Annotated in this window: 21 protein-coding genes; 17 read left to right on the forward strand and 4 right to left on the reverse strand. The window is 65.5% G+C overall.

The genetic code is table 11. From position 1 onward, the window contains the following. Positions 1-190: 190 nt before the first annotated feature. Genes E5675_RS17980 through E5675_RS17990 form a run of 3 tightly spaced genes read left to right on the forward strand, consistent with a single transcriptional unit; the run spans position 191 to position 3,743 of the window. Positions 191-2,002 carry a DUF885 domain-containing protein gene (locus E5675_RS17980; RefSeq protein ID WP_136175709.1) on the forward strand — a complete coding sequence of 604 codons (1,812 nt, stop codon included), beginning with the start codon at positions 191-193 and terminating at the stop codon, positions 2,000-2,002. Beyond that, positions 1,972-2,292, forward strand: a complete 321-nt coding sequence (locus E5675_RS17985; protein WP_247594679.1) for a DUF3311 domain-containing protein — start codon at positions 1,972-1,974, stop codon at positions 2,290-2,292. The genes E5675_RS17980 and E5675_RS17985 overlap by 31 nt, the downstream gene beginning before the upstream one ends. Next, on the forward strand, positions 2,289-3,743 hold the full coding sequence (locus E5675_RS17990) for a sodium:solute symporter family protein (RefSeq protein ID WP_136175711.1): 1,455 nt from the start codon (positions 2,289-2,291) through the stop codon (positions 3,741-3,743). Before E5675_RS17985 ends, E5675_RS17990 begins: the two co-directional genes overlap by 4 nt. A gap of 13 nt (positions 3,744-3,756) precedes the next feature. On the opposite strand, the gene E5675_RS17995 is transcribed toward E5675_RS17990, so the two are convergent. Beyond that, positions 3,757-4,653: a LysR family transcriptional regulator gene (locus E5675_RS17995; RefSeq protein WP_136176566.1), complete on the reverse strand. Its 897-nt coding sequence runs from the start codon at positions 4,651-4,653 to the stop codon at positions 3,757-3,759. A 158-nt stretch (positions 4,654-4,811) separates the two neighbouring features. Between E5675_RS17995 and E5675_RS18000 the strand changes: the two genes are divergently transcribed. The 6 genes from E5675_RS18000 to E5675_RS18025 all read left to right on the forward strand — a co-directional run bounded on the left by E5675_RS18000 (position 4,812) and on the right by E5675_RS18025 (position 9,555). Then, positions 4,812-5,732 carry a dihydrodipicolinate synthase family protein gene (locus E5675_RS18000; RefSeq protein WP_136175712.1) on the forward strand — a complete coding sequence of 307 codons (921 nt, stop codon included), beginning with the start codon at positions 4,812-4,814 and terminating at the stop codon, positions 5,730-5,732. 6 nt (positions 5,733-5,738) lie between these two features. After that, positions 5,739-6,914 (forward strand): FAD-dependent oxidoreductase, encoded by a 1,176-nt coding sequence (locus tag E5675_RS18005; RefSeq protein WP_136175713.1) that lies wholly within the window; start codon positions 5,739-5,741, stop codon positions 6,912-6,914. Further along, positions 6,911-7,195 (forward strand): (2Fe-2S)-binding protein, encoded by a 285-nt coding sequence (locus tag E5675_RS18010; RefSeq protein ID WP_136175714.1) that lies wholly within the window; start codon positions 6,911-6,913, stop codon positions 7,193-7,195. Before E5675_RS18005 ends, E5675_RS18010 begins: the two co-directional genes overlap by 4 nt. Continuing rightward, positions 7,188-8,549: an NAD(P)/FAD-dependent oxidoreductase gene (locus E5675_RS18015; RefSeq protein ID WP_168707925.1), complete on the forward strand. Its 1,362-nt coding sequence runs from the start codon at positions 7,188-7,190 to the stop codon at positions 8,547-8,549. Before E5675_RS18010 ends, E5675_RS18015 begins: the two co-directional genes overlap by 8 nt. Before the next feature lie 94 nt (positions 8,550-8,643). Beyond that, on the forward strand, positions 8,644-9,132 hold the full coding sequence (locus tag E5675_RS18020; RefSeq protein WP_136175716.1) for a VOC family protein: 489 nt from the start codon (positions 8,644-8,646) through the stop codon (positions 9,130-9,132). 18 nt (positions 9,133-9,150) lie between these two features. Continuing rightward, positions 9,151-9,555 (forward strand): RidA family protein, encoded by a 405-nt coding sequence (locus E5675_RS18025; protein ID WP_136175717.1) that lies wholly within the window; start codon positions 9,151-9,153, stop codon positions 9,553-9,555. Positions 9,556-9,572: 17 nt separating this feature from the next. Here E5675_RS18025 and E5675_RS18030 read toward each other — a convergent pair whose 3' ends face one another. Both E5675_RS18030 and E5675_RS18035 read right to left on the reverse strand, forming a co-directional pair. Next, entirely contained in the window at positions 9,573-11,219 is a 1,647-nt protein-coding gene (locus E5675_RS18030; RefSeq protein WP_136175718.1) for a DUF885 family protein, read from the reverse strand. A gap of 48 nt (positions 11,220-11,267) precedes the next feature. Then, positions 11,268-12,437: a pyridoxal phosphate-dependent aminotransferase gene (locus E5675_RS18035; protein WP_136175719.1), complete on the reverse strand. Its 1,170-nt coding sequence runs from the start codon at positions 12,435-12,437 to the stop codon at positions 11,268-11,270. A 142-nt stretch (positions 12,438-12,579) separates the two neighbouring features. On the opposite strand from E5675_RS18035, the gene E5675_RS18040 reads away from it, so the two are divergent. From E5675_RS18040 to E5675_RS18075, 8 genes are read left to right on the forward strand one after another with little or no spacing between them, the layout of a single operon-like run. After that, a complete protein-coding gene (locus E5675_RS18040) occupies positions 12,580-14,880 on the forward strand; it encodes a bifunctional salicylyl-CoA 5-hydroxylase/oxidoreductase (protein ID WP_136175720.1) in 2,301 nt (766 codons plus the stop codon). A 1-nt stretch (position 14,881) separates the two neighbouring features. Then, on the forward strand, positions 14,882-15,643 hold the full coding sequence (locus E5675_RS18045) for an SDR family NAD(P)-dependent oxidoreductase (RefSeq protein WP_136175721.1): 762 nt from the start codon (positions 14,882-14,884) through the stop codon (positions 15,641-15,643). Further along, positions 15,640-16,137, forward strand: coding sequence for a MarR family transcriptional regulator (locus E5675_RS18050; protein WP_210727560.1), 498 nt, complete (start codon positions 15,640-15,642; stop codon positions 16,135-16,137). The genes E5675_RS18045 and E5675_RS18050 overlap by 4 nt, the downstream gene beginning before the upstream one ends. Continuing rightward, complete coding sequence (locus E5675_RS18055) at positions 16,134-16,943, forward strand: enoyl-CoA hydratase family protein (protein ID WP_136175722.1); 810 nt, start codon at positions 16,134-16,136, stop codon at positions 16,941-16,943. The genes E5675_RS18050 and E5675_RS18055 overlap by 4 nt, the downstream gene beginning before the upstream one ends. Further along, complete coding sequence (locus E5675_RS18060; protein ID WP_136175723.1) at positions 16,943-18,109, forward strand: acyl-CoA dehydrogenase family protein; 1,167 nt, start codon at positions 16,943-16,945, stop codon at positions 18,107-18,109. Before E5675_RS18055 ends, E5675_RS18060 begins: the two co-directional genes overlap by 1 nt. Further along, positions 18,109-18,513 (forward strand): thioesterase family protein, encoded by a 405-nt coding sequence (locus tag E5675_RS18065; protein WP_136175724.1) that lies wholly within the window; start codon positions 18,109-18,111, stop codon positions 18,511-18,513. Before E5675_RS18060 ends, E5675_RS18065 begins: the two co-directional genes overlap by 1 nt. Then, positions 18,510-18,917: a RidA family protein gene (locus E5675_RS18070; RefSeq protein WP_136175725.1), complete on the forward strand. Its 408-nt coding sequence runs from the start codon at positions 18,510-18,512 to the stop codon at positions 18,915-18,917. The genes E5675_RS18065 and E5675_RS18070 overlap by 4 nt, the downstream gene beginning before the upstream one ends. Positions 18,918-18,931: 14 nt before the next feature. Next, positions 18,932-20,107 carry an acyl-CoA dehydrogenase gene (locus E5675_RS18075; RefSeq protein ID WP_136175726.1) on the forward strand — a complete coding sequence of 392 codons (1,176 nt, stop codon included), beginning with the start codon at positions 18,932-18,934 and terminating at the stop codon, positions 20,105-20,107. A gap of 40 nt (positions 20,108-20,147) precedes the next feature. Here the strand turns inward: E5675_RS18075 and E5675_RS18080 are convergent, their stop codons facing one another. Beyond that, a complete protein-coding gene (locus E5675_RS18080) occupies positions 20,148-21,473 on the reverse strand; it encodes a M24 family metallopeptidase (protein ID WP_136175727.1) in 1,326 nt (441 codons plus the stop codon). Positions 21,474-21,570 lie beyond the last annotated feature (97 nt).

Raw genomic sequence — 21,570 nt, forward strand, 5'->3', positions numbered from 1 at the left:
GTTTGTTGCAGTAAACGCAACGTAACTTCAACAAGCTTTCAGAAACGACAACGATAAATGCGGAAAACCGCTTCTTTCCGCTGCTTCACGGCCGGCCACGCCAATCGAGCTCCGCCACACCGCCGGTTGCATTCTGGCCGCGTCGCGACACGATCATGCGACAAGTCGAAAACAAGGCGGGGACTCGATCATGCATCATACACGACCATTTCAGCTCGCGCGCCGCGCGGTGATCGGGATGATGGCGGCCAGCGCGCTGACCCCGCTACATGGCTTCGCGAAGACGGGTTCAAGTGCGGAAGCGCTGCGCGCGCTTCTCGAACAGAGCGAGGCGGCCGATGCCGCGCTCGATCCGTTACGCGCGGCCCGCAACGGTGGAGGAACAGGGGGCGCGCTTTTCGTCGATCCGCTGAGCGACGGCTATGGCGCGACCCTCCGTGCCAACAAGGTGCGCGACCTTGCCGCGCTCCGCGAGATAGATCGCGCGACGCTGTCGCCGGTCGATAGCATCGCCTATGACGTATTCGACTACAAGACGCGCCAGATGCTCGCGCTGTTCGACAGCGGACTGTTCGCCGTGCAGCGCAAGGCGCCGCTCAATCCCTCGTTCGGCCTGCACGTCGAGTTCCCCGACTTTCTGTCAGGCGGAGCCGCCCCCTTCGCGACCGTCCGCGACTATGACGACACCCTCGCGCGCATCGACGGTTTCGTGGACTATATGAACAGCACCGTCGCCCGATTGAAGGAAGGCCGGGCCGAAGGTTATCTGCAACCGAAGATCATCGTCACCAATATCCTCGCACAGGTCGACGCGATGCTCGCGCTGCCCGTCGAAAAAAGCCCCTTCTGGTCGGGCGTCGACCGGATGCCGGACACGTTCACTCCCGCCGAAAGCGCCCGGATAACCGACGCGTTCCGAACCGCGATCGACGACAAGGTCTATCCCGCCTACCGCGCCTGGGCGACCTATCTGCGCCGAACCTATCTGGCAGACGCGCCCGACGCGCCCGGTCTGTGGGCGATGAAGGGCGGCGCCGCGCTCTACGACTGGAATCTCGCGCGGCACACGACGACGACGCGCTCGGCCGACGACATCCACATGCTCGGCCTGTCCGAAGTCGCGCGGATCCGCGGCGAGATGGAAAAGATCCGCATCGAAGTAGGCTTCGCGGGCGACCTCAAGGCCTTTTTCGAACATGTCCGCACCGACCCTCGATATTATTACAAAACCCCCGCCGAACTGCTCGCGCGGTTCGAGGCGATCGAGGCGAAGATCTGGCCGGCGATTCCGCGACTGTTCCATAATCGCCCCAAAGCGCCCTTCGAAGTCCGCCCGCTGCCCGCGCTCGGCGATCAGCGCGGCACCGGATATTACCGCCCCGGACCGCCCGACGGCGTGTCGCCGGGCATCCTCTTTTTCAACATGTCGATGCTGAACACGCGGCCGATCCCGACGCTCGAGACGCTGACGCTGCATGAGGGGATTCCGGGCCATCATTTCCAGCTGACGCTCGCGATCGAAAATGCCGACCTGCCACCGCTGCTCCGGCACGGGCAGGCCACGGCCTACACCGAGGGTTGGGGCCTTTACGCCGAATCGCTCGGCCCCGAACTCGGCATGTTCACCGACCCGATGCAGATGTTCGGCCATCTCGACATGGAAATGCTGCGCGCGGTGCGGCTTGTCGTCGATACCGGCATCCATGCGAAACGCTGGGGACGCCAGCAGGCGATCGACTATATGCTGGGCAACACATCGATGGCGCCGCGCGATGTGGTGGTCGAGATCGACCGTTACATCGCCTATCCCGCGCAGGCATGCGCCTACAAGATCGGCGAACTCAAATTCCGCGAGTTGCGCGAGGATGCGGCGAAGACTCTCGGCACCGCATTCGATATTCGCGACTATCATCATCAGGTGTTGAACACCGGCGCGCTGCCGATGGAGGTGCTCGAAACGAAGATACGCGCGTGGGTCGCATCGGGCGGCGGGCGGGCTTGAGGATGCCGCACCTCATGTCCTCGGAAACCGAAGTGCTTTCCGCAACGCCCCCAGTTTCGCGCCGCCATCGATGGCTGCTGCTCATTCCCTTTCTGTGGCAGGTCGGCGCGGTTCCGCTGGTCAACGACGTGGCTTGGCGCCCCTTCTCGCTTCCTTTCCCCATGGTTTGGCAGATGACCGGAATCCTCGTCACCTCGGCGATCATCGCCCTCGTCTTCGCGATCGACCGCCGGCATCCCGAATTCGGAGACGATGACGAAAACTCCGAACAGGCGGGAGAAAGCCATTGATCCTCGCCCTCACCCTCGCAGTCGTGCTGGGCACGATGGCCGGAGCCCTGCTGTCGGCGCGGCGGCAGGAGCGTGCGCGTACGCTGACCGAATGGGCGGTCGGTGGCCGCCGCTTCGGCGTGCTCGTCTTCTGGTTCCTCAATGCCGGCGAGATCTACACGACCTTCGCCGTGCTCGGCATTTCCGGTTTCGCGTGGGCGCATGGCGCGCCCGCCTATCTCGCCTTCACTTCGGTCTCGCTCTCGGCGGCGATCGGCTATTGGCTGATGCCGTGCATCTGGAATGCCGGGCGCCGATACGGGCTGGTTACCCAGGCCGATTTCTTTGCCGCACACTATCGCGCGACCTGGCTCGGCGTCGTGGTCGGCGTGGCGGGGATCGCGGCGCTGATCATCTATGTGCAGATCCAGATCGTCGCGCTCAGCCTGATCGTGCGGCTGACGCTGGGCCCCGAGGTTTCGACGGCGGGCGCGGCGACGGTCGCCGCGGTCATCATGCTCGCCTTCGTCTATTTCGCCGGGCTGCGCTCGGCCGCCTTCGCGGCGGGGGTGAAGGACGTGCTGATGCTGCTGATCGTCGTCGCGCTCTGTGCGACCGTCGCGTCGAAGGTCGGCGCCGCGTCGATGCTCGACGTCTATAATATGGCGCAGGACCAGTTCCCCGGCATCGGCCGGCTGCCGGGGCTCCAGCCCGGGGCCGGCCTGTCGACCGTCTGGCTGATGACCGCAGCGCTTAACGTCGCGCTCGGCAACTGGATTCTCCCGCATCTGTTCCAGCTCTGCTTCTCGGCAGGAAGCGAAGCGACGATCCGGCGCAACGCGATCTGGCAGCCGATCTATTCGCTGTCCTATTTCTTCATCATCCTGCTCGGCTTTGCGGCGCTGCTCGCCGGCACGCAGCCCGAGGGCGGCGACACCAATGCCGTGCTGCTGCAGTTCGTCGCCGATCGCTATCCGGCGTGGGCGGTCGGCATCTTCGCGGGGACGGCATGCCTGCTCGCGCTGGTACCGGGGTCGGTGCTGCTGCTCACCGCGGGATCGATCTTCAGCCGCAACATCCTGCTGCCGATGCGGCCCGGCCTCTCCGACCGCGCGTCACTGCTCGCCTCGCGCCTGTCGATGATCGTCTTCGCCGCCATCGCGGTGTGGCTGATGCTCGGTGGATCGAAGTCGCTCGTCGAGATAGGGCTGTCCGCCTATGCCGCGATCGGCATGCTCGCGCCGGGCGTCTATTTCGCCTTCACCTGGAAGCGCGCTCACGCAGGGGGCGTGTTTGCGGGGATCGTGGCCGGCTATCTCGCCCTGTTGCTGCCGCAGGCACAGCAACTGTGGACGATGCTGCTGCCCGGCTGGGACCATGGGCTGGTCGCGATGGCGATCAACGCCGCCGTCGCGGCGGTGGCATGCGCGGCATGGCCCCGCCGCGCCACCACTGCCCCGCATCCCGCCTGAGCGGTATCGGCGATCAGCTCCAGCTTTTCAGCCGCGCCTCGAGTATGGTCATCAGCCGCGCGGGTGCGCCCTCGAGCTGCCGGCCGAGCCTGTGGATCAGGCTGACCGTGCTGTGCTCGATCGCATCGTCGAGCAGCGGGCGCGCGACGAGGGTCCCTTCCTCGAGCTCGGCGAGTGCCGAGATGCGCGGCAGCACGGTCAACGCGCGACCGGCCTTCGCAATCTCGCGCATCATCTGGATCGAGGTCGTGACCAGCCGCGGCTCCAGCCAGGTTTGCGCGCGCTTTTCGGCATGATTGAGCGTGCCGCGAATGCGGAAGCCCTGTGGCGGCAAGCACAGGTCGAAACCGGCGAGGTCGGCTATCGTCAGCGCCTCCATCGCCGCGGCCGGGTGGCTCGGCGCGCACAGCACCATCAAGGGCTGTGCGACCGCGCTGCGCGTGCGGATTTTGGGCTCGCTGGTAGTATGGAGGATCATGCCGATATGCGCCTCGTCGTCGAGCACCATGCGGATGATCTCCGAACTGGCGCAGCTCGTCACGGTGATCGCGATGCCCGGATTACGGCGCTGGAATCCCTCGATCAGCGCGGTGAAGGGCGGGCCGAAGAAGCCCTCGCCGATCGCAAGGTCGATGCGGCCCGATTTGACCTCGCGCAATTCCTGGATCTGGTTCAGCAACGCTTCGCGGTCAGCGAGCTGGTTCTTGTGATATTCGAACGCCAGTTGCCCCGCCTCGGTCAGCCGGATCGAGCGACGCCCGCGTTCGATCAGCGCAATCCCCATCTCGCTCTCGAGCTGTGCGATCTGGCGGCTGATCGACGACACGGCCACGCCGATCTTGTCGCTCGCCAGCCGCATCGATCCCAGGTTCGCGGCTTCGTAGAAATATTGAAGCGCATTATCCCACATCGGCAATCTCTCCGCAGTTACCGGTTGAAGCCCGAAAATGCTCATCGTTGCGATAAACGCAACTAATTTCGTCTTTTGATGCCCTTGCTGCGAATGCACCTTGGCTTATCGGGGCTGGCCGCATTGACTATATCCCGACCAAGGGGGAGCCGAATTACATGAACAAGAGATCGCGTGCCGACTGGCAAGGCTATATCCCCGCTATTACGACGCCCTTCGACGCGAACCGCAATCTCGACCTGCCCGCACTCGGTACGCTGCTCGAATGGCTCCATGCCGAAGGAATGCACGGCTTGCTGCTGGCCGGCACGACGGGCGAATGGCCGAGCATGTCGACCGACGAGTGCAAGACGCTCTTTTCGTCAGCGGGCGCGCAGCTCGGCGGCAAGCTGCCGCTACTTGCGGGATGCAATGCCTACACCGCGCGCCATGTGCTCGAACTGGCCGACCACGCCGCAGCGAGCGGGTTCGACGGCATCGTGGTGACGCCCCCGCCCTACTATCGCCCCTCGGCGGACGAGATCCACGGCTTCTACGCCGATATTTCGGCGGAAACCAAATTGCCGATCTGCGTCTACAACTGGCCTCCCGGCACCGGCATCGACATGCCGCTCGCGCTTCTCGAGCGCCTCGCGGCACTCGACAATGTCGTTGCGATCAAACAATCGACCAGCGACCTGCGCCGTTTCGTCGACACCTTCTTCGCGCTCAGGGACCGGATCCGGATCTTCGGCCATTCGATGGACGAACATGGCCTTGCGTTGCTCGAAGCGCGAGGCGGCGACGGGACAATGGGCGCGGGCGCGGTGCTGGGCCGGACCCATCCCGATTTCTACAACAAGCTCTGGGCGGGCGATACCGCCGGCGCACGCGAATGCGGCCGCATGGACCGTGTCATCCTCGATGAATGGTACACGCCCGAACTCGTCGGCCGCTTTGGATCGGGGCCCGCCATATTGAAGGCCGGGCTCAATGCCCAAGGCCTGCCGGGCGGTTACGTCCGCCCGCCGCTGCGCGACGTGTCGGCCGAGGACGCCGAGAGAATCAGGGAGACTTTGGTCGCGCTCGGACGCATCTAAGGCTTTATGGAACAGGTTGATGTCGCGATCATCGGCGGGGGGCTGATCGGCTGTGCCGCCGCATGGCGCCTCGCAGCGCGCGGGGCGTCGGTCGCGCTGATCGAAGCGGGCGACATCAACGGCGGTGCGTCGGGACAGAATGCCGGTTCGTTGCACTTCCAGATCGAGCGCCGCTTTCTCGAGAACGGCGACGCACTCGCCGGGCAGGTAGCCGACATCGTCGCGCTGAGCCGCATCGCGGTCGACGACTGGCGCGCCATCGAGGAAGATCTGGGCGCCGATCTCCACGTGTCGATGCAAGGCGGGCTGATGGTCGCCGAAACCGCCGAAGAGGTCGCGCTGCTCGAACGCAAGGCGGCGCGCGAACATCGTGAAGGACTGTCGGTCCGGACGATCGACGGCGACGAAGCGCGCGCGATCGCCCCGTATCTTTCACCGGGCGCCCTGGCCGCAAATTTCTCTGGCGACGAAGGCCACGCCGATCCACGCGCCGTCACCCCCGCGCTGGCCGACGCCGCGCGCGCCGCAGGCGCATCGATCCGCACAGCGTCGCGCGTGCAGTCGATCGCACGCGAAAACGGGCGTTTTACGATCCGGGGCGACCGGATCGACCTGTCCGCCGACCGGCTGCTCGTCGCCGCGGGAGCATGGAGCGCCAATGTCTGCACGCTGCTCAACATCCACATGCCGCTATATCCCGTCGCACTGCTGATGAATGCGACCGAGCGGACACGCTCCATGGTGCCGCATCTTATCCAGCACGTCGGACGCCGGCTGTCGCTGAAGCAGACATATGCCGGCAATATCCTGATCGGCGGCGGCTGGCCTTCGCGACTGGCCCGGATGCCGGCAGGGGGATTCGACCCGTCGGCAAGGCCCGCGATGATCCCCGGCTCGCTGACCGGCAATCTGCGTGCCGCGGTCGATATCGTGCCGGAAGTCGCGCGGCTGAACCTGATCCGCAGCTGGACCGGGGTCACCGCCATCTCCGCCGACCAGTTGCCCGTGGTCGGCGAAGTGCCGAGCATGCCCGGCCTGTGGGTCGCGGCGGGCGGGTCGGCCTTCACGCTCGGGCTGACCTTCGCCCGGCTGATCGCCGATGCGATGGCGGAGGGCCCGGTGCCCGCGCTCGCGCCACTGTCACCTGCACGCTTCGAACATCTGAACGGGTTCATGGGATGAGTGCGACCCGTATCACCCGGGGCGTGAACCGCGGCGGCCCGATCGCCATCACCGTCGATGGCATACGGATCGAATGCTTCGCAGGCGAAACCGTGGCCGCCGCGATGCTCGCGGCCGACCATGCCGTTTTCCGTGCGGACACACGCGGACAACGGCGCGGCATGTTCTGCAACATGGGCGTGTGCAGCGAGTGTCTGGTCACGCTGATAGCCGGCGGACCGCACGTGCGCGCCTGCCTTGTCGAAGCCCGCGATGGCATGGAGGTCGCGACGCGTGACTGAACCGGAACGCTTCGACATCGCGATCGTCGGCGGCGGTCCCGCCGGTCAGGCGGCGGCAATCGCGCTAGAGGGGCACGGCCTGTCGATCGCGGTAATCGACGAACAGATACGTCCCGGCGGACAGATCCTGCGACAGCCCCCCGCCGCCTTCACCGTCGCAAACTGGCTTGCCGACCGCAGCTACGCACCGCTGAAGCGCCAGCTCGACCGGTTCGGGCAGTTGAAGGAAGTGCGCTGGCTCGGCGGCCACTCAGCGGTCGGGTTACAGGCGGGATCGATCGTTGCGACCGGCCCCGACGGCCTGCGAAACATCGCGGCCGACCGCATCCTGATCGCCGCGGGATGCCAGGATCTCGCCGTGCCCCTTCCCGGCTGGACGCTGCCGGGGGTTTATGCCGCAGGCGGCATCCAGGCCTTCGTCAAGAGCCAGCAGTTGCTGGCCGGCACACGCGTGCTGCTCGCGGGGACCCATCCGCTGCAGCTGATCATCGCAGCGCAGATCGTCGCTGCGGGCGGAACGGTCGCCGCTGTTCTCTTTGCGCAGCCGCGCGCCCACATGATCGCTGCGCTCGCCGCGCAGCCGCTAACCGCACTCGGCCGCGCATCCGATCTGTTCGCTGCCGGGACGGCCATGGCAACGCTGGCGCGCGCGGGCGCGCCGATACGCTTTGGCGTCGGCCTGTCGGCCCTGACCGGCCGCGACCGCGTGTCGGGCGCCGTGACGAGCGCGGGCAATGTCGAATGCGACGCGGTCGGGCTTTGCTACGGTTTCGTGCCGCAATCGGCGCTACCGCGAATGGCCGGCGCGCGCATGACCGCAGCAGGTCCGGCGGGCGGCTGGGCCTGTGTCCACGACGACTGGATGCGGACCTCGGTGCCCGGCCTCTACGCGGCGGGCGAGACGGTCGGCGTGGCCGGAGCTGCGGCGGCGGCGGCGGGCGGCGAGCTCGCGGGTCTGGGGATCGCGCTCGATCTCGGCCTGCTCGATGCCGACACGGCGCAGCGCGCCGCGCAAAACTCCCGGCGCCGGTTCGCGCGCCATCGCGCCTTCGCGTCCCTTCTCGACGCGGCTGCCGACCCGCGCCCCTTCTTTCCCGCGCCGGACAGCGGGACGATCGTCTGTCGCTGCGAGGATGTCGAGTTCGGCCCGCTGTCGGAACGGGTATCGGCAGGCGGGTCGGCCAATGCCGTGAAGCTGGCGACGCGATGCGGCATGGGCGCGTGTCAGGGACGCAATTGCGAACCGACGCTGCTCCGGATGATTTCCGCCGCGGGTGGGTGCGACGATGTCGGCTTCACCGCACGCTTCCCTGCGCGCGCCGTCTCCATCGCCGACCTTCTGTCATCCGATTGACCGTTGCATTGACGGCAACGATTTTTGCGTTTCGCTTGCGTTGCAGGCGCGACACGGACCGCCCAAGATGGCGGCCTGTCGCACGGAGTTTCGCATGAACGCAGCACCTGAAAAGCCCGTTTTCCTGTCGGTCGACCATATCTCGTGGACCGTCCCCGACATCGAGGCGGCGCTGGCCTTTTACCGCGACGTCATCGGCGCCGAAGAGCTGTTCCGGATGGGACCGCTCGACGCGGCGGACATGCCGGTCGATGCCGAGGGCCGCGACTGGATGGAAACGCATGTGGGCGTGAAAGGCGCGCGGTTGACGCTTGTTATGATGAAGCTCACCGGGAATATGAACTTCCAGCTCGTGCAATATGACAAGCCCGCCGATCGCCGGCAGGACCTGCCGCGCAACTGCGACCGCGGCGGCCATCACCTCGGGCTGAAGGTCGACGATGTCGACAAGGCACTCACCTATCTCGCAGCCCATGGCTGCACGCCGCTGGAGACGATCCACATCGACGCCGGACCGCTCGCGGGCAAGAAGAACGTCTATGTACTCGATCCCTTCGGGCACCAGCTCGAAATCGTCGACTGACCCACGAAAGGAAGTTGCATGCCGAACAGCAAGATCAATCCCGCCGGGCTTTATGATGCCGTTGGTTACGGCTTTTCCCATGCCGCGCTGCAGGATGGCGGGCGCACTCTGCATCTTGCGGGACAGGTTGCATGGGACAGGGACTGCAATGTCGTCGGTGGCGGCGATCTTGCCGCCCAGACACGGCAGGCGCTGGCCAACCTCAAGGCGGTGCTCGCCGAAGCCGGTGCGACGCCCGCCGATGTTGTGCGGCTGCGCACCTATGTCGTCGATCATGATCCGGACAAGCTGGGGCCCGTACTGGCCGAGGTCGGCGCCTTTTACGACGGCGCGCTTCCCGCGCCGAACACCTTCATCGGCGTTCAGGCGCTCGCGCTGCCGGACTTTCTGGTCGAGATCGAAGCGACCGCCGTCATCGGATAGACAAGCCGTCGCGGCTGTTATCGCATGCCCCTGATCTCGTCGTCGCGGCCCGTCATTTCCCAGCGGATGAGCGAGATCGGGATCGACCCGGCGGCGCGAAAGCGGTCGTGGAACGATTTGATGTCGAACTTTTCGCCTTCCTGCATCGCTACGTCGGCGAGCAGCTTTTCCAGCTCTACCTTGCCGATATAATAGCCGATGCCATAACCCGGCTGGCGCAGATAAAGCTCGATATCGAACTGCGCTACCGCGTCGCCCGCCTCCATCCATTTGGGCGTACGCGCGATCAGCGAGGCATTGGCCTCTTTCCACGTCCATTCATTCGCCTGCATCTTCAGTTCGGGCAGGATGCGCGCGGCGCGTTTCGCGCCCAATATATAATCGATCTCGCGTGTCTTCGGCCGGTCTTCGAGCATCCCCGCCTGAAGGATCATTTCCTCAAGATAGAAGGCCCAGCCCTCGTTGCGCAGGCCGTTGACGAAAAACAGCCGCGACGCCCCCCGCACCGGCCGCGTGTCGCGCGCTGCCTGCAGCGCGTCGAAGGCGTGGCCGGGCAGATTGTGCGCGCGCAGCGGCCGCCCGTCGCGAAATTCGGCCTGGAAAAAGAAATGCAGATGCAGCGGCGGATCGAACAATCCCGGTTTCGACGGGTCCTTTTCGAACGGGAATTGATATGGTCCCTCTTCGGGATCGTGCCGGACATAATCGGGGATCGTCACCCAGTCGCCGTCGCGCAGGAATTTCAGCAGATCCTCGTCCTCGGCCTTGCGCTTGGCGTCGAATTCGGCGCGCGTCTGCACGGGTTCAGGCATCGCGATGCCGCGGTTGCGATGCTCCTCGATCTTCAGGAATGCGATCTGGCGCTGATACTCGCGCTCGCCGATCACCGCGATCTCTTCGGGGGTGTAGGGAAGCAGCAGAACATTCTTCAGATACCAGGCGTAATTTTCCCGGCCCACCCCGCCGTGCGCCGGAAGACCGGCTTCGATGCTTTCGAGCCAGGCCTTGAATCCGGCGGCCGCCGCCTGCGCGCGCTTTGCCGGCAGGGCGAGTGCGGGCTGCACCTTCGCGGCGCGCGCGGCGAGTTCGCCGTAGACGTTCACCTCGACTTGCTTCTGCGCGATCCCGAGCCGCGCAAGATCGCCGCGCGGGTCGGTGAGGTTCGCCCGCGCCTGTCGCAACGCTTCGGGAACCGCTTCGAGCCGGGCCTTGAACGCGGCAAGTTCGCCCGCCGCCAGCGGCAGCTTCGGAATCGCCAGCGCGCCATGCATCTTGGGCCCGAAGCCGAGGTTGGTCGTGCTGTAGAAAGCGGGGTCGTGCTTCCACGGCTGAACGACCCGGTGCTGGAACTCGAGTCCGCGCATTTCCGCGAGCACGACCATATAGTCGACGCGTTCGGAAACCGGCCAGGCACTGTCGTCGATCGCCTTCAGCCGCGCCTCGAATGTCTTGAGCCCGGCATAATGCCGCGCCATCGTCGCCGGCGAATAATCGGGTACGCCCTTCACCATCGGTGGCGGGACGAAAGCACGGAACTCTTCGTAAAGCGCGAGCAGCGCGGGATAGCCCGACGGCGCGGCTTCGGTTTGCGCGGCAAGCGGCGGCGGAGCAGCGAAGGTCAGCAAGGGCGCGGTCATCAGCGCGGCAGCCGCACGCAATTTCATCTTCAAAACCTGTCTCCCGATCGCAAAAGTCCGTTGCCGCAGCCTCTGTCAGAGTGCGTTGAAGAAGCGCGTCAGCCGCTCCATCGCCTCGGTCACCCGCGCTTCGGATTCCGATCCGAAGCAGACGCGCAGATGCCCCTCGCCCCCGGCGCCATAAAAGCTTCCCGATTCGACGACGACATGCGCTTGCTTGAGGATCGCCATCGCCAGATCCTGTGAAGAACGCCCCGTGGCGCGGATATCGGGAAAGGCATAGATGGTGCCCTGGGGCTCGGGACAGGTCACGCCCGGCATCTGGTTCAGCGCCTGCACGACGATGTCGCGCTTGCGCCGGTCGGCCTCAACCATCGCCAGCATCGCGTCCTGCGGCCCCTCGACCGCGGCGCGCGCGCCTTCCTGGATGAAGACGTTGACGTGCGTCACATCGGTCATCGTGATCCGCATGATCGCCGGCATCAGCCGCGCGTCGGCGGTCAGATAGCCAATGCGCCAGCCGTCCATCGAATAGGCCTTGGTGAAGGCGAAGCAGCTGATCGTGCGTTCGCGCATCCCGGGCAGGCTCGCGATGCTGACATGCTCCGCCCCGCCATAGGTGATATATTCATATACCTCGTCCGACAGCACGATCAGATCATGCTCGATCGCAAGATCGGCGACATTCTGGAGCTCGGCGCGGCTGTAGACGCGGCCCGTCGGGTTCGCCGGGTTGATCAGCACGATCATCCGCGTCCGGTCGGTGATCTTCGCCGCGATCTTTTCCTTCGAAATCGCGAAATCATTCGCCTTGTCGAGTTCGGCGATCACGACCTTGCCGCCGGCAAGCTCGGTCTTGCCGATATGTTGGGGATAATAGGGATCGAGCAGGATGACCTCGTCGCCCGGATCGATCGCGGCCATGAAGGCGGCGAAGGAGGCGTGGGTGAGTCCGTTCGTCACGAGGATCTCATCGACGCCATAGTCGAGCCGGTTGAAGCTTTTCAGCTTTTCAGCCAGCGCCTGCCGGAACGACAACGTCCCGCGAAAGTCGCCATAGTGCACGATGCCGGCATCGAGCGCGGCCTTCGCCGCTTCCTTGATGTGCAAGGGCGTGTCGGCGTGCGGCCGCCCGAACTCAAGGTGGATCAGGTCGGCGCCCGCGGCGTCGAGCTTCGCCGCCTCGTCGTACATGCCGAAGCTCTTTTTCGATCCCGCCGTCAGGCGCTGCGCCGGCCACTTCATCAATCGCTACCTCCCGGTGATTCCCATACACGTGAATAATTGTGTGATAAAGGATATTTCAAGCTTAAAATTTTAGGCTTGAAGCATTTTGATGCGAAGCTTAGGAATCGGGGCATCGGTCAATGGCGATGGAGTCGTTCGAGTGAGGATCGCATGTGTCGGAGGCGGGCCAGCGGGCCTGTATTTCGCGATTTCGATGAAGCTGCGCGAACCTGCGCACAGCATCGACATCTTCGAGCGCAACCGCGCCGACGACACCTTCGGCTGGGGCGTCGTCTTTTCCGACCAGACGGTCGAGAATCTGATGGCGAACGATCCGGTGAGCGGCGCAACGATCCGTGACGAATTTGCGCATTGGGACGATATCGACATCCATATTCACGGCGAATGCATTCGCTCGTCGGGGCACGGCTTCATCGGCATCGGGCGCAAGCGCCTGCTCGCGATCCTGCAGGATCGCGCCCGCGAGCTGGGTATCGGGCTGCACTTCGAGCATGAAGCGAGCGCGGACCTCGCCGACTGGGCCGATTATGATCTGGTGATCGCCGCCGACGGCGCGAACAGCCGCATCCGCAATGCCCATGCCGAGCATTTCGATGTCGACATCCAGGTCAAGAAGAATAAATTCTTCTGGTTCGGCACCGCAAAACAGTTCGAAGCCTTCACCTTCGCCTTCGAACGTACCGAAGCGGGCTGGGTATGGGCGCACGCCTATCGTTTCGACGACGAACTTTCGACCTTCATCGTCGAGATGGAGCCCGAGACATGGGCGAAGCTCGGCCTCGACAAGATGGACCAGCCCGAAGCGATCGCGCTGTGCGAAAAGATCTTCGCCAGATATCTGGACGGCAATCCGCTGATGTCGAACGCCACCCACCTCCCCGGACCGCAGGCCTGGCTCAATTTCCGGCGCATCATCACCGGCCGCTGGTCATACGACAAGCTCATCCTCCTCGGCGACGCCGCGCACACCGCCCATTTCTCGATCGGTTCGGGCACCAAGCTCGCGCTCGAGGATGCGATCAAGCTGGCCCAGGTGCTGAGCCGCCCCGGTCTGGGCCGCGCAGAAGCGCTCGAGGAATATCAGGCCGAGCGCAATATCGAGGTGCTGAAGCTGCAGAACAGCGCGCGCAACTCGACCGAATGGTTCGAGACGCTCGACCGATATCTGCCGTTCGAGCCGATCCAGTTCGCCTATTCGCTGCTCACCCGCTCGCAACGCGTCAGCCATGAAAATCTGCGGTTACGCGACAGAAGCTGGCTCGAAAGCGTCGAGCGCTGGTTCCATTCACGCGCGCCGGGCGGGCGCGACGAGGGCGCGCCGCCGATGTTCGCCCCGTACAAGCTGCGCGAGATGGCCATCGAAAACCGGGTCGTCGTCTCGCCGATGGCGATGTATTGTGCGACCGACGGCACGCCGGGCGATTTTCATTTCGTCCATTATGGCGCGCGCGCGCAGGGCGGCGCGGGGCTGGTCTATACCGAAATGACCTGCGTCTCGCCCGAAGCGCGGATCACCCCGGGCTGCCCCGGCATGTACACACCCGAACACGCCGCCGCATGGCGCCGTATCACCGAATTCGTGCACCGCGAAAGCAAGGCCAAGATCTGCCTTCAGCTTGGCCATTCGGGCGCCAAGGGATCGACCAGGATCGGCTGGGAGGGAATGGACGAGCCGCTGGGCGAGGGCAACTGGCCGCTGATCGCCGCATCGGACGTGGCGTGGAGCCCCGGCAACCAGACGCCGCGCGCGATGACCCGCGACGATATGGACATGGTCCGCGACCAGTTCGTCGCTGCAACGCGCATGGCGATCTACGCCGGTTTCGACATGGTCGAAATGCACGCCGCGCACGGTTACCTGCTGTCGAGCTTCATCACCCCGCTGCTCAACCGGCGCACCGATGAATATGGCGGCAGCCTCGAAAACCGGCTGCGTTTCCCGCTCGAAGTCTTCGCCGCGATGCGCGCTGCCTGGCCCGCCGAACGGCCGATGTCGGTGCGCATCTCCGCCAACGACTGGATGGGCGACGCGGGGGTGACTCCCGACGAGGCGGTGCTGATCGCGCGGGCGTTCGATGCCGCGGGCGCCGACCTGATCGACGTGTCGGCGGGCCAGACCTGGGCCGATTGCAAACCCGTCTATGGCCGCATGTTCCAGACGCCCTTCGCGGATCAGATACGCAACGAGGCGCGCGTATCGACGATGGCGGTCGGCAACATCTTCGAAACCGATCATGTCAATTCGATCCTCGCCGCCGGCCGCGCCGATCTGGTCGCGATCGGGCGTCCGCATATGATCGACCCGATGTGGACGCTGCGCGCGGCGGCGCAGCACGATTATCGCGGCGCGGCGGTGCCGCCGGGTTACCGGAACGGAATAAGCCAGCTCGCCCGCAACATGAAACGCGCAGCCGAGCAGGAAGCGGCGTTGAGAGGGTAGGATGCGACTGAAGGACATGCATGCCGTCGTCACCGGCGGCGGATCGGGGATCGGCGCCGCGGTCGCCCATGCGCTCGCCGCCGAGGGGGCGCGGCTGACGCTGGTCGGCCGGCGGCGCGAGGCGCTGGAGGCCACCGCAGCCACGTTGCCGGGCGCTTGTGTCGCCCCTGCCGACGTCGCCGACCGCGCCGCGATCGATGACGCTCTTGCAGCAGCGCGCGATGCGCATGGACCCATCACGATCCTCGTCAACAACGCCGGGATCGCGCCCAGCGCCCCCTTCGCCCGCGTCACCGCCGAAGCATGGCGCGCCACTATGGCGGTCAATCTCGACGCGCTGTTCCATTGCTGCCAGTCGGCGCTGCCCGACCTGCTGGCGGCCGACACCGGCCGCATCGTCACCGTCGCATCGACCGCCGGGGTGAAAGGCTATGCCTATACCGCCGCCTATGTGGCGTCGAAGCATGGCGCGATCGGGCTGATGCGCGCGCTCGCGGCCGAATATGCCGCGACCGGCCTGACCGCCAACGCCGTCTGCCCGGGCTTCACCGACACCGACATCGTCGGACAGGCGGTTGCAAATATCCGTTCGAAAACCGGCCGCAGCGAAGCCGAAGCGCTTGCCGAGTTGACGCGCTTCAACCCGCAGAAGCGGCTGATCGACCCAGCGGAGGTCGCCGAGGCCGTGCTGTGGCTCTGCCTTCCCGCCAGCCGGTCGGTCACCGGCCAGGCAGTGATGATCGCGGGCGGAGAAGTGATGTGAGCGAACGAACGGCCATTCGCGAAAAGCACGACGGCGCGCTCGACGATCGCGGCAACGTCCGTCTGTGGCTGCGGCTGCTGACCTGTACGACGGTGATCGAAAAGCGCCTCAAACGCCGCTTCGCCGACCAATATGGCATCACGCTGCCGCGCTTCGACGTCATGGCGGCGCTCGATCGCCATCCCGAGGGGATGACGATGGGGCAATTGTCGCAGGCGCTGCTGGTCTCGAACGGCAACGTCACCGGTGTCGTGCAGACGCTTCTGCGCGATCGCTATCTCAGTATCGCGCCCTCGCCCACCGACGGCCGGGCGTCGATCGTCCGGCTGACGCCGCTCGGGCAGGAATGCTTCAGCGGCCTCGCCGAGGCGCATCACGAATGGGTCGACATGATGCTGGCCGGCCTCACGCGCGATCAGCGCACGACGCTCTTCAACCTTCTCGGCGCGCTCAAGGATTCGCTCGCCGCCGACAATGGAAAGGAACAGGCATGAATCCGGAAAGCTTTTTGCCCGAACATTTCGGGTGGCATTTCGACGGAGGCGTCGCCACGATCACGCTCAACCGCCCCGACCGCAAGAATCCCCTCACTTTCGAAAGCTATGCCGAGCTGCGCGACACCTTTCGCGCCCTCGTTTATGCCCCGACGGTGAAGGCCATCGTCGTGACGGGCGCTGGCGGCAATTTTTCGTCAGGCGGCGACGTGCACGAGATCATCGGGCCGCTTACCGAAATGGCGATGCCCGAACTGCTCGATTTCACCCGCATGACGGGCGATCTCGTCAAGGCGATGCGTGCGTGTCCGCAACCGATCATTGCCGCGATCGACGGTATCTGCGTCGGCGCGGGCGCGATCATGGCGATGGCATCGGACATGCGCCTTGCGACCCCGCGCGCCAAGACCGCCTTCCTGTTCACGCGCGTCGGTCTTGCCGGCTGCGACATGGGCGCGTGCGCGATCCTGCCGCGCATTATCGGCCAGGGGCGCGCGTCGGACCTCCTCTACACCGGGCGGATGCTCGGCGCCGAAGAGGGCGAGCGGTGGGGCTTCCACAACCGGCTGGTCGAACCCGACGCGCTGCTCGACGAGGCAACCGCGCTCGCCCGTTCGCTCGCCGCGGGGCCAACTTTCGCGCACGGCATCACCAAGACGCAACTCGGCATCGAATGGGCGGTCTCGGTCGAAACCGCGATCGAGATGGAAGCGCAGGCGCAGGCGATCTGCATGGCGACCAATGATTTCCGCCGCGCCTTCGAGGCGTTTGCGGACAAACGCACTCCCGAGTTCGCGGGCGACTGATGGCCGACCGCAGCTTCCTCGACTGGCCGTTCCTCGACGACGGTCACCGCCGCCTCGCGATCGACCTCGACGACTGGTGTTCGGTGAACATCACGCACGATCATTCGGACGATGTCGATGGCGAATGCCGCGCGCTCGTCCGCGCGCTCGGCGACGCGGGATGGCTCCGCTACTGCGTGCCCGCCGCCTATGGCGGGGTGCATGACAGCCTCGACATCCGCTCGCTCGCGCTGATCCGCGAAACGCTCGCGCGCCATTCGGGGCTCGCCGACTTCGCCTTTGCGATGCAGGGGCTGGGGTCGGGCACGATCAGCCTCTTCGGCACCGAGGCGCAGAAACAGGCCTATCTGCCCGACGTCGCGGCGGGGCGGAAGATCGCGGCGTTCGCGCTCACCGAACCCGCGTCGGGATCGGACGTCGCGTCGATGGAAACGACCGCCGACCGCACCGCGGACGGTTATGTCGTCAACGGCGCCAAGACCTATATCTCGAACGGCGGCATTGCGGATTATTACGTCCTCTTCGCCCGCACCGGCGAAGCGCCGGGCGCGAAGGGCGTGTCGGCCTTCATCGTCGATGCCGACACGCCGGGGCTGGCGGTGACCGAACGCATCGCGGTGATCGCGCCGCATCCGCTCGCGACGCTGACCTTCACGGGCATGGCGCTCGCAGACACCGCGCTGCTCGGCGAGGCGGGGCGCGGTTTTGCGCAGGCGATGGCGACGCTCGACATCTTCCGCACCACGGTGGGCGCCGCCGCACTCGGCTTCGCGCGCCGCGCGCTCGACGAGGCGACCGCGCGCGCAAAGGTCCGCAGGCTGGGCCCGGGCACGCTCGCCGATAATGCCATCACCCAGTCGAAGCTCGCCGAAATGGTCCTCGACGTCGACACCTCGGCGCTGCTGATCTACCGCGCCGGTTGGCTGCGCGACGTGCGCGGCGAGCGCAACACGCGCGAAGCGGCGCTGGCAAAGCTGCACGCGACCGACAGCGCGCAGGCGGTGATCGACAAGGCGGTGCAGATGTTCGGCGGGCTCGGCGTGACCGTCGGCGCCCCGGTCGAGGCGCTCTACCGCGAGGTGCGTGCGCTGCGCATCTACGAAGGCGCGTCGGAAGTGCAGAAGGTCGTCATCGCCCGCCAGCACCTCGCCCAGAGCGCATCCTGATGTTCCGGACCAGCCTGCCGCTGCGCTTCGCGCACTGCGACCCTGCGGGCATCGGCTATTACCCCCGCTATTTCGAACTGTGCGACGCGGCGATCGAGGACTGGACCGCAGCGGTGCTCGGCATCGATCGCCGCCAGATGCACCTCGAAATGGGGCTCGGCCTGCCCACCGTCAGCCTTCACGCCGACTTCGCCGAGCCGAGCCGGCTTGGCGACAGGCTCGACTTCACCGTCGGGGTCACGCGCGTCGGGCGCAGTTCGGTCGACCTCGCGGTCGATATCGCCTGCAGCGGCGAACCGCGCTTCGCGGTGCGCTACACGCAGGTGCTCACCGATCTGACCAGGGGAAGCTCGCGGCCCTGGTCCCCCGAACTTCTCGAACGACTCAACAAGGAACTGCCATGACTGCTCATCAAAGCCTTCTTCCGCCCGGCTGGAAGCGCCCGCGCGGCTATGCCAATGGCGTCGCAGTAACCGGCCGCATGGTCTTCACCGCCGGCGTCGTCGGCTGGGATACAGAGGAACGCTTCGTCGCGCCCGACCTCGCCGGCCAGTTCCGTCAAATACTCGTGAACACGCTCGCCATCCTCGCCGAAGGCGGCGCGGGGCCCGAGCATATCGTACGCATGACCTGGTATGTGACGAGCCGCGACGAATATCTCGCCAGCCTGCCGGCGATCGGCGAAGCCTATCGTGACCTGATCGGCAAGAATTTCCCGGCGATGGCGGTGGTCGAAGTGGTCGCGCTGGTCGAGGCCGAAGCCAGGATCGAGATCGAGACGATCGCGGTCGTCCCCGACGCCGGTTGAGCGAGGGTCGAGACATGCAGAAATTCGACTGGGCCGACCCCTTCCTTCTCGACGATCAGTTGGAAAATGATGAGCGGATGATCCGCGACAGCGCGCGCGCCTATGCTCAGGACCGGCTGGCGCCGCGCGCGATCGAGGCGTTCGCGACCGAGCGCACCGATCCCGAAATCTTTCGCGAAATGGGCGAGCTCGGACTGCTCGGCCCGACGATTCCCGAAACCTATGGCGGGGTCGGTGCCTCCTATGTCGCCTATGGCCTCATCGCGCGCGAGGTCGAGCGCGTCGACTCGGGCTATCGCTCGATGATGAGCGTGCAGTCGAGTCTCGTCATGTATCCGATCCACGCCTTCGGTTCCGAAGAGCAGAAGCGGCGCTACCTGCCGAAACTGGCGAGCGGCGAGTGGATCGGCTGTTTCGGGCTGACCGAACCCGACGCCGGCAGCGACCCGGGCGGGATGCGGACACGCGCGGTCAAGATCGACGGCGGCTATCGCCTGTCGGGCACCAAGACCTGGATCTCGAACGCGCCGATTGCCGATGTTTTCGTCGTCTGGGCCAAATCCGACGCGCACGGCGGCGCGATCCGCGGCTTCATACTCGAAAAGGGGATGCGGGGGCTGTCGGCGCCCAAGATCGAAGGCAAGCTCAGCCTTCGCGCCTCGATCACCGGTATGGTGGCGATGGAGGAGGTCGAGGTTTCCGAAGACGCGTTGCTCCCCGACGTCGAGGGGCTCAAGGGCCCCTTCTCGTGCCTCAACCGTGCGCGCTACGGGATCAGCTGGGGTGCGCTGGGCGCCGCCGAATATTGCTTCCACGCCGCGCGCCAATATGGGCTCGACCGGCACCAGTTCGGCCGCCCGCTCGCCGCGACGCAGCTGTTCCAGAAAAAGCTCGCCGACATGGAAACCGACATCGCGCTCGGACTGCAGGCCAGCCTGCGCGTCGGGCGGCTGATCGACGAAGGCCGTTTCGCGCCCGAAATGATCTCCATCGTCAAGCGCAACAATGTTGGCAAGGCGCTCGACATCGCACGCATGACGCGCGACATGCACGGCGGCAACGGGATCAGCGGCGAATATCAGGTCATCCGTCACATGATGAATCTCGAAACCGTGAACACCTACGAAGGCACGCACGATGTGCACGCGCTGATCCTCGGCCGCGCCATAACCGGCATAGCCGCCTTTTGATCGCGCCCGCGGGTGCCGCCCTCCCCCGATGCGGCGCCCGCTATTTCACCAGCAAGATCCGGCTCGCGGGGGGAGCGGTCCACTCGAAGCCGCGCTCGGTGACGACGCCATTATCCTCAAGCGGGATTTTGATCTTGCGCCCGCCCCATTCGGGAACAGGGGTATAAAGAAACAGCTCGATCGACAGGAAATTGCCGGGGCGGAGCGTATAGGTCATGCGCAGCGGGTTGAAATCGGCCATCGACGGCCCCGACCCGTGCCCCCAGTCGCCGACCGAATGGCTGCCGATCACGACGTCCGACACCGCGGGATCGGCGCTCGGATCGTCATAGCGGCCGAGCACGAGGCCCGGCGTTTCCGCCACGCGGCGGTTCACCGCCGCCAGCGCGTCGCCCGCGGCGACGCCGGGGCGCACGACGTCGAGAATCATTCCCCGGATCTCGGCCGCCTTGTCGAAGGCGCGCTGCACCCCCGGCGGCGGCGCCGTCTCTCCCGGCTTCAGCACATAGGCCATGCGCTTCATGTCGGTATAGGAAAGCAGGTAGTTTACCCCCCAGTCCATCGTGATCAGATCGCCCGGCTGGATGACATGGTCGCCCGAGGTCGGGCCGCGTTCACCGGGGCCGAGCACATAGATGCTCGGGATGCCGAAACTGTTTCCCAGCCCTTCCCTGTGCAATTCTTCCATCATCCACCAGGCGACGTCGCCGGTGGTCGTCTGGCCGGGCCTGATTACTTCGCTCGACAGCGCACGCTCGGCAATCGTCCGCGAATAATCGCCCGCGCGGGCAAAGGCCGCGATTTCGGCCGCGGTGTGCCGCGACCGGAAATCGGACACCAGCTTTTCCGCCGACACCAGCCGCGACGCGAATTCGGGACCGAGCGTCTCGCGCAATTTCTCGTGCAGGCTGTGGCTGAGACCGTCTGCCGTGCCGATCTCGGTCGCGGTGTTGATACCGATGCGTTTCGGCGCCCGTTCCGCGACAAGGCGCCGCAATTCTGCCGGCGAAGCCTTGATATCGTATAGCGGGCATTGATCGAAGGCCGCGCCGCCGATCCCCATCGCCACGCGCTCGATCCGTTCGCCGCCGCGATCGGTGAACACATAATAGCCGACATCGCCCACATAACCGCCCCCCAGCATCGCAGCGTTGGGATCGTCATGTCCTTCGCGCGAGGCAACGATCCACATATCGATGTCATTTTCGCGCATCGCCTGCGGAAGGATCCGATCGAGCTTTTCCGTCCGTATCTGGCACAGTTGATCCCAGCGCCGCTTTGCTTCCTGCGCCGGTGTCGGGGTCGCGGCGAGCGACGAGAGCACCGCCAGGCCCGCAAACAGCCGATCGAGTCGATTCGCCCGCATGTCCATCCTCCTCAACCAGCGCAAGCCGTCACACAGACCCCGGCGTCCGCCAGCATTTGAATATATATTCATATTCACACGAATATCGTTTGATTAT

Origin of the sequence: Sphingopyxis sp. PAMC25046 (assembly GCF_004795895.1) — a bacterium.
Taxonomy (GTDB): Bacteria; Pseudomonadota; Alphaproteobacteria; order Sphingomonadales; family Sphingomonadaceae; genus Sphingopyxis.

Coding starts and splice junctions, on each gene's coding strand:
- E5675_RS17980 (WP_136175709.1), top strand. CDS start 191: ATGCATCATACACGACCATTTCAGCTCGCGCGCCGCGCGGTGATCGGG.
- E5675_RS18025 (WP_136175717.1), top strand. CDS start 9,151: ATGCCGAACAGCAAGATCAATCCCGCCGGGCTTTATGATGCCGTTGGT.
- E5675_RS18070 (WP_136175725.1), top strand. CDS start 18,510: ATGACTGCTCATCAAAGCCTTCTTCCGCCCGGCTGGAAGCGCCCGCGC.
- E5675_RS18060 (WP_136175723.1), top strand. CDS start 16,943: ATGGCCGACCGCAGCTTCCTCGACTGGCCGTTCCTCGACGACGGTCAC.
- E5675_RS18030 (WP_136175718.1), bottom strand. CDS start 11,219: ATGAAATTGCGTGCGGCTGCCGCGCTGATGACCGCGCCCTTGCTGACC.
- E5675_RS18000 (WP_136175712.1), top strand. CDS start 4,812: ATGAACAAGAGATCGCGTGCCGACTGGCAAGGCTATATCCCCGCTATT.
- E5675_RS18055 (WP_136175722.1), top strand. CDS start 16,134: ATGAATCCGGAAAGCTTTTTGCCCGAACATTTCGGGTGGCATTTCGAC.
- E5675_RS18020 (WP_136175716.1), top strand. CDS start 8,644: ATGAACGCAGCACCTGAAAAGCCCGTTTTCCTGTCGGTCGACCATATC.
- E5675_RS17995 (WP_136176566.1), bottom strand. CDS start 4,653: ATGTGGGATAATGCGCTTCAATATTTCTACGAAGCCGCGAACCTGGGA.
- E5675_RS18010 (WP_136175714.1), top strand. CDS start 6,911: ATGAGTGCGACCCGTATCACCCGGGGCGTGAACCGCGGCGGCCCGATC.
- E5675_RS18065 (WP_136175724.1), top strand. CDS start 18,109: ATGTTCCGGACCAGCCTGCCGCTGCGCTTCGCGCACTGCGACCCTGCG.
- E5675_RS18075 (WP_136175726.1), top strand. CDS start 18,932: ATGCAGAAATTCGACTGGGCCGACCCCTTCCTTCTCGACGATCAGTTG.
- E5675_RS18080 (WP_136175727.1), bottom strand. CDS start 21,473: ATGCGGGCGAATCGACTCGATCGGCTGTTTGCGGGCCTGGCGGTGCTC.
- E5675_RS18005 (WP_136175713.1), top strand. CDS start 5,739: ATGGAACAGGTTGATGTCGCGATCATCGGCGGGGGGCTGATCGGCTGT.
- E5675_RS18045 (WP_136175721.1), top strand. CDS start 14,882: ATGCGACTGAAGGACATGCATGCCGTCGTCACCGGCGGCGGATCGGGG.
- E5675_RS18035 (WP_136175719.1), bottom strand. CDS start 12,437: ATGAAGTGGCCGGCGCAGCGCCTGACGGCGGGATCGAAAAAGAGCTTC.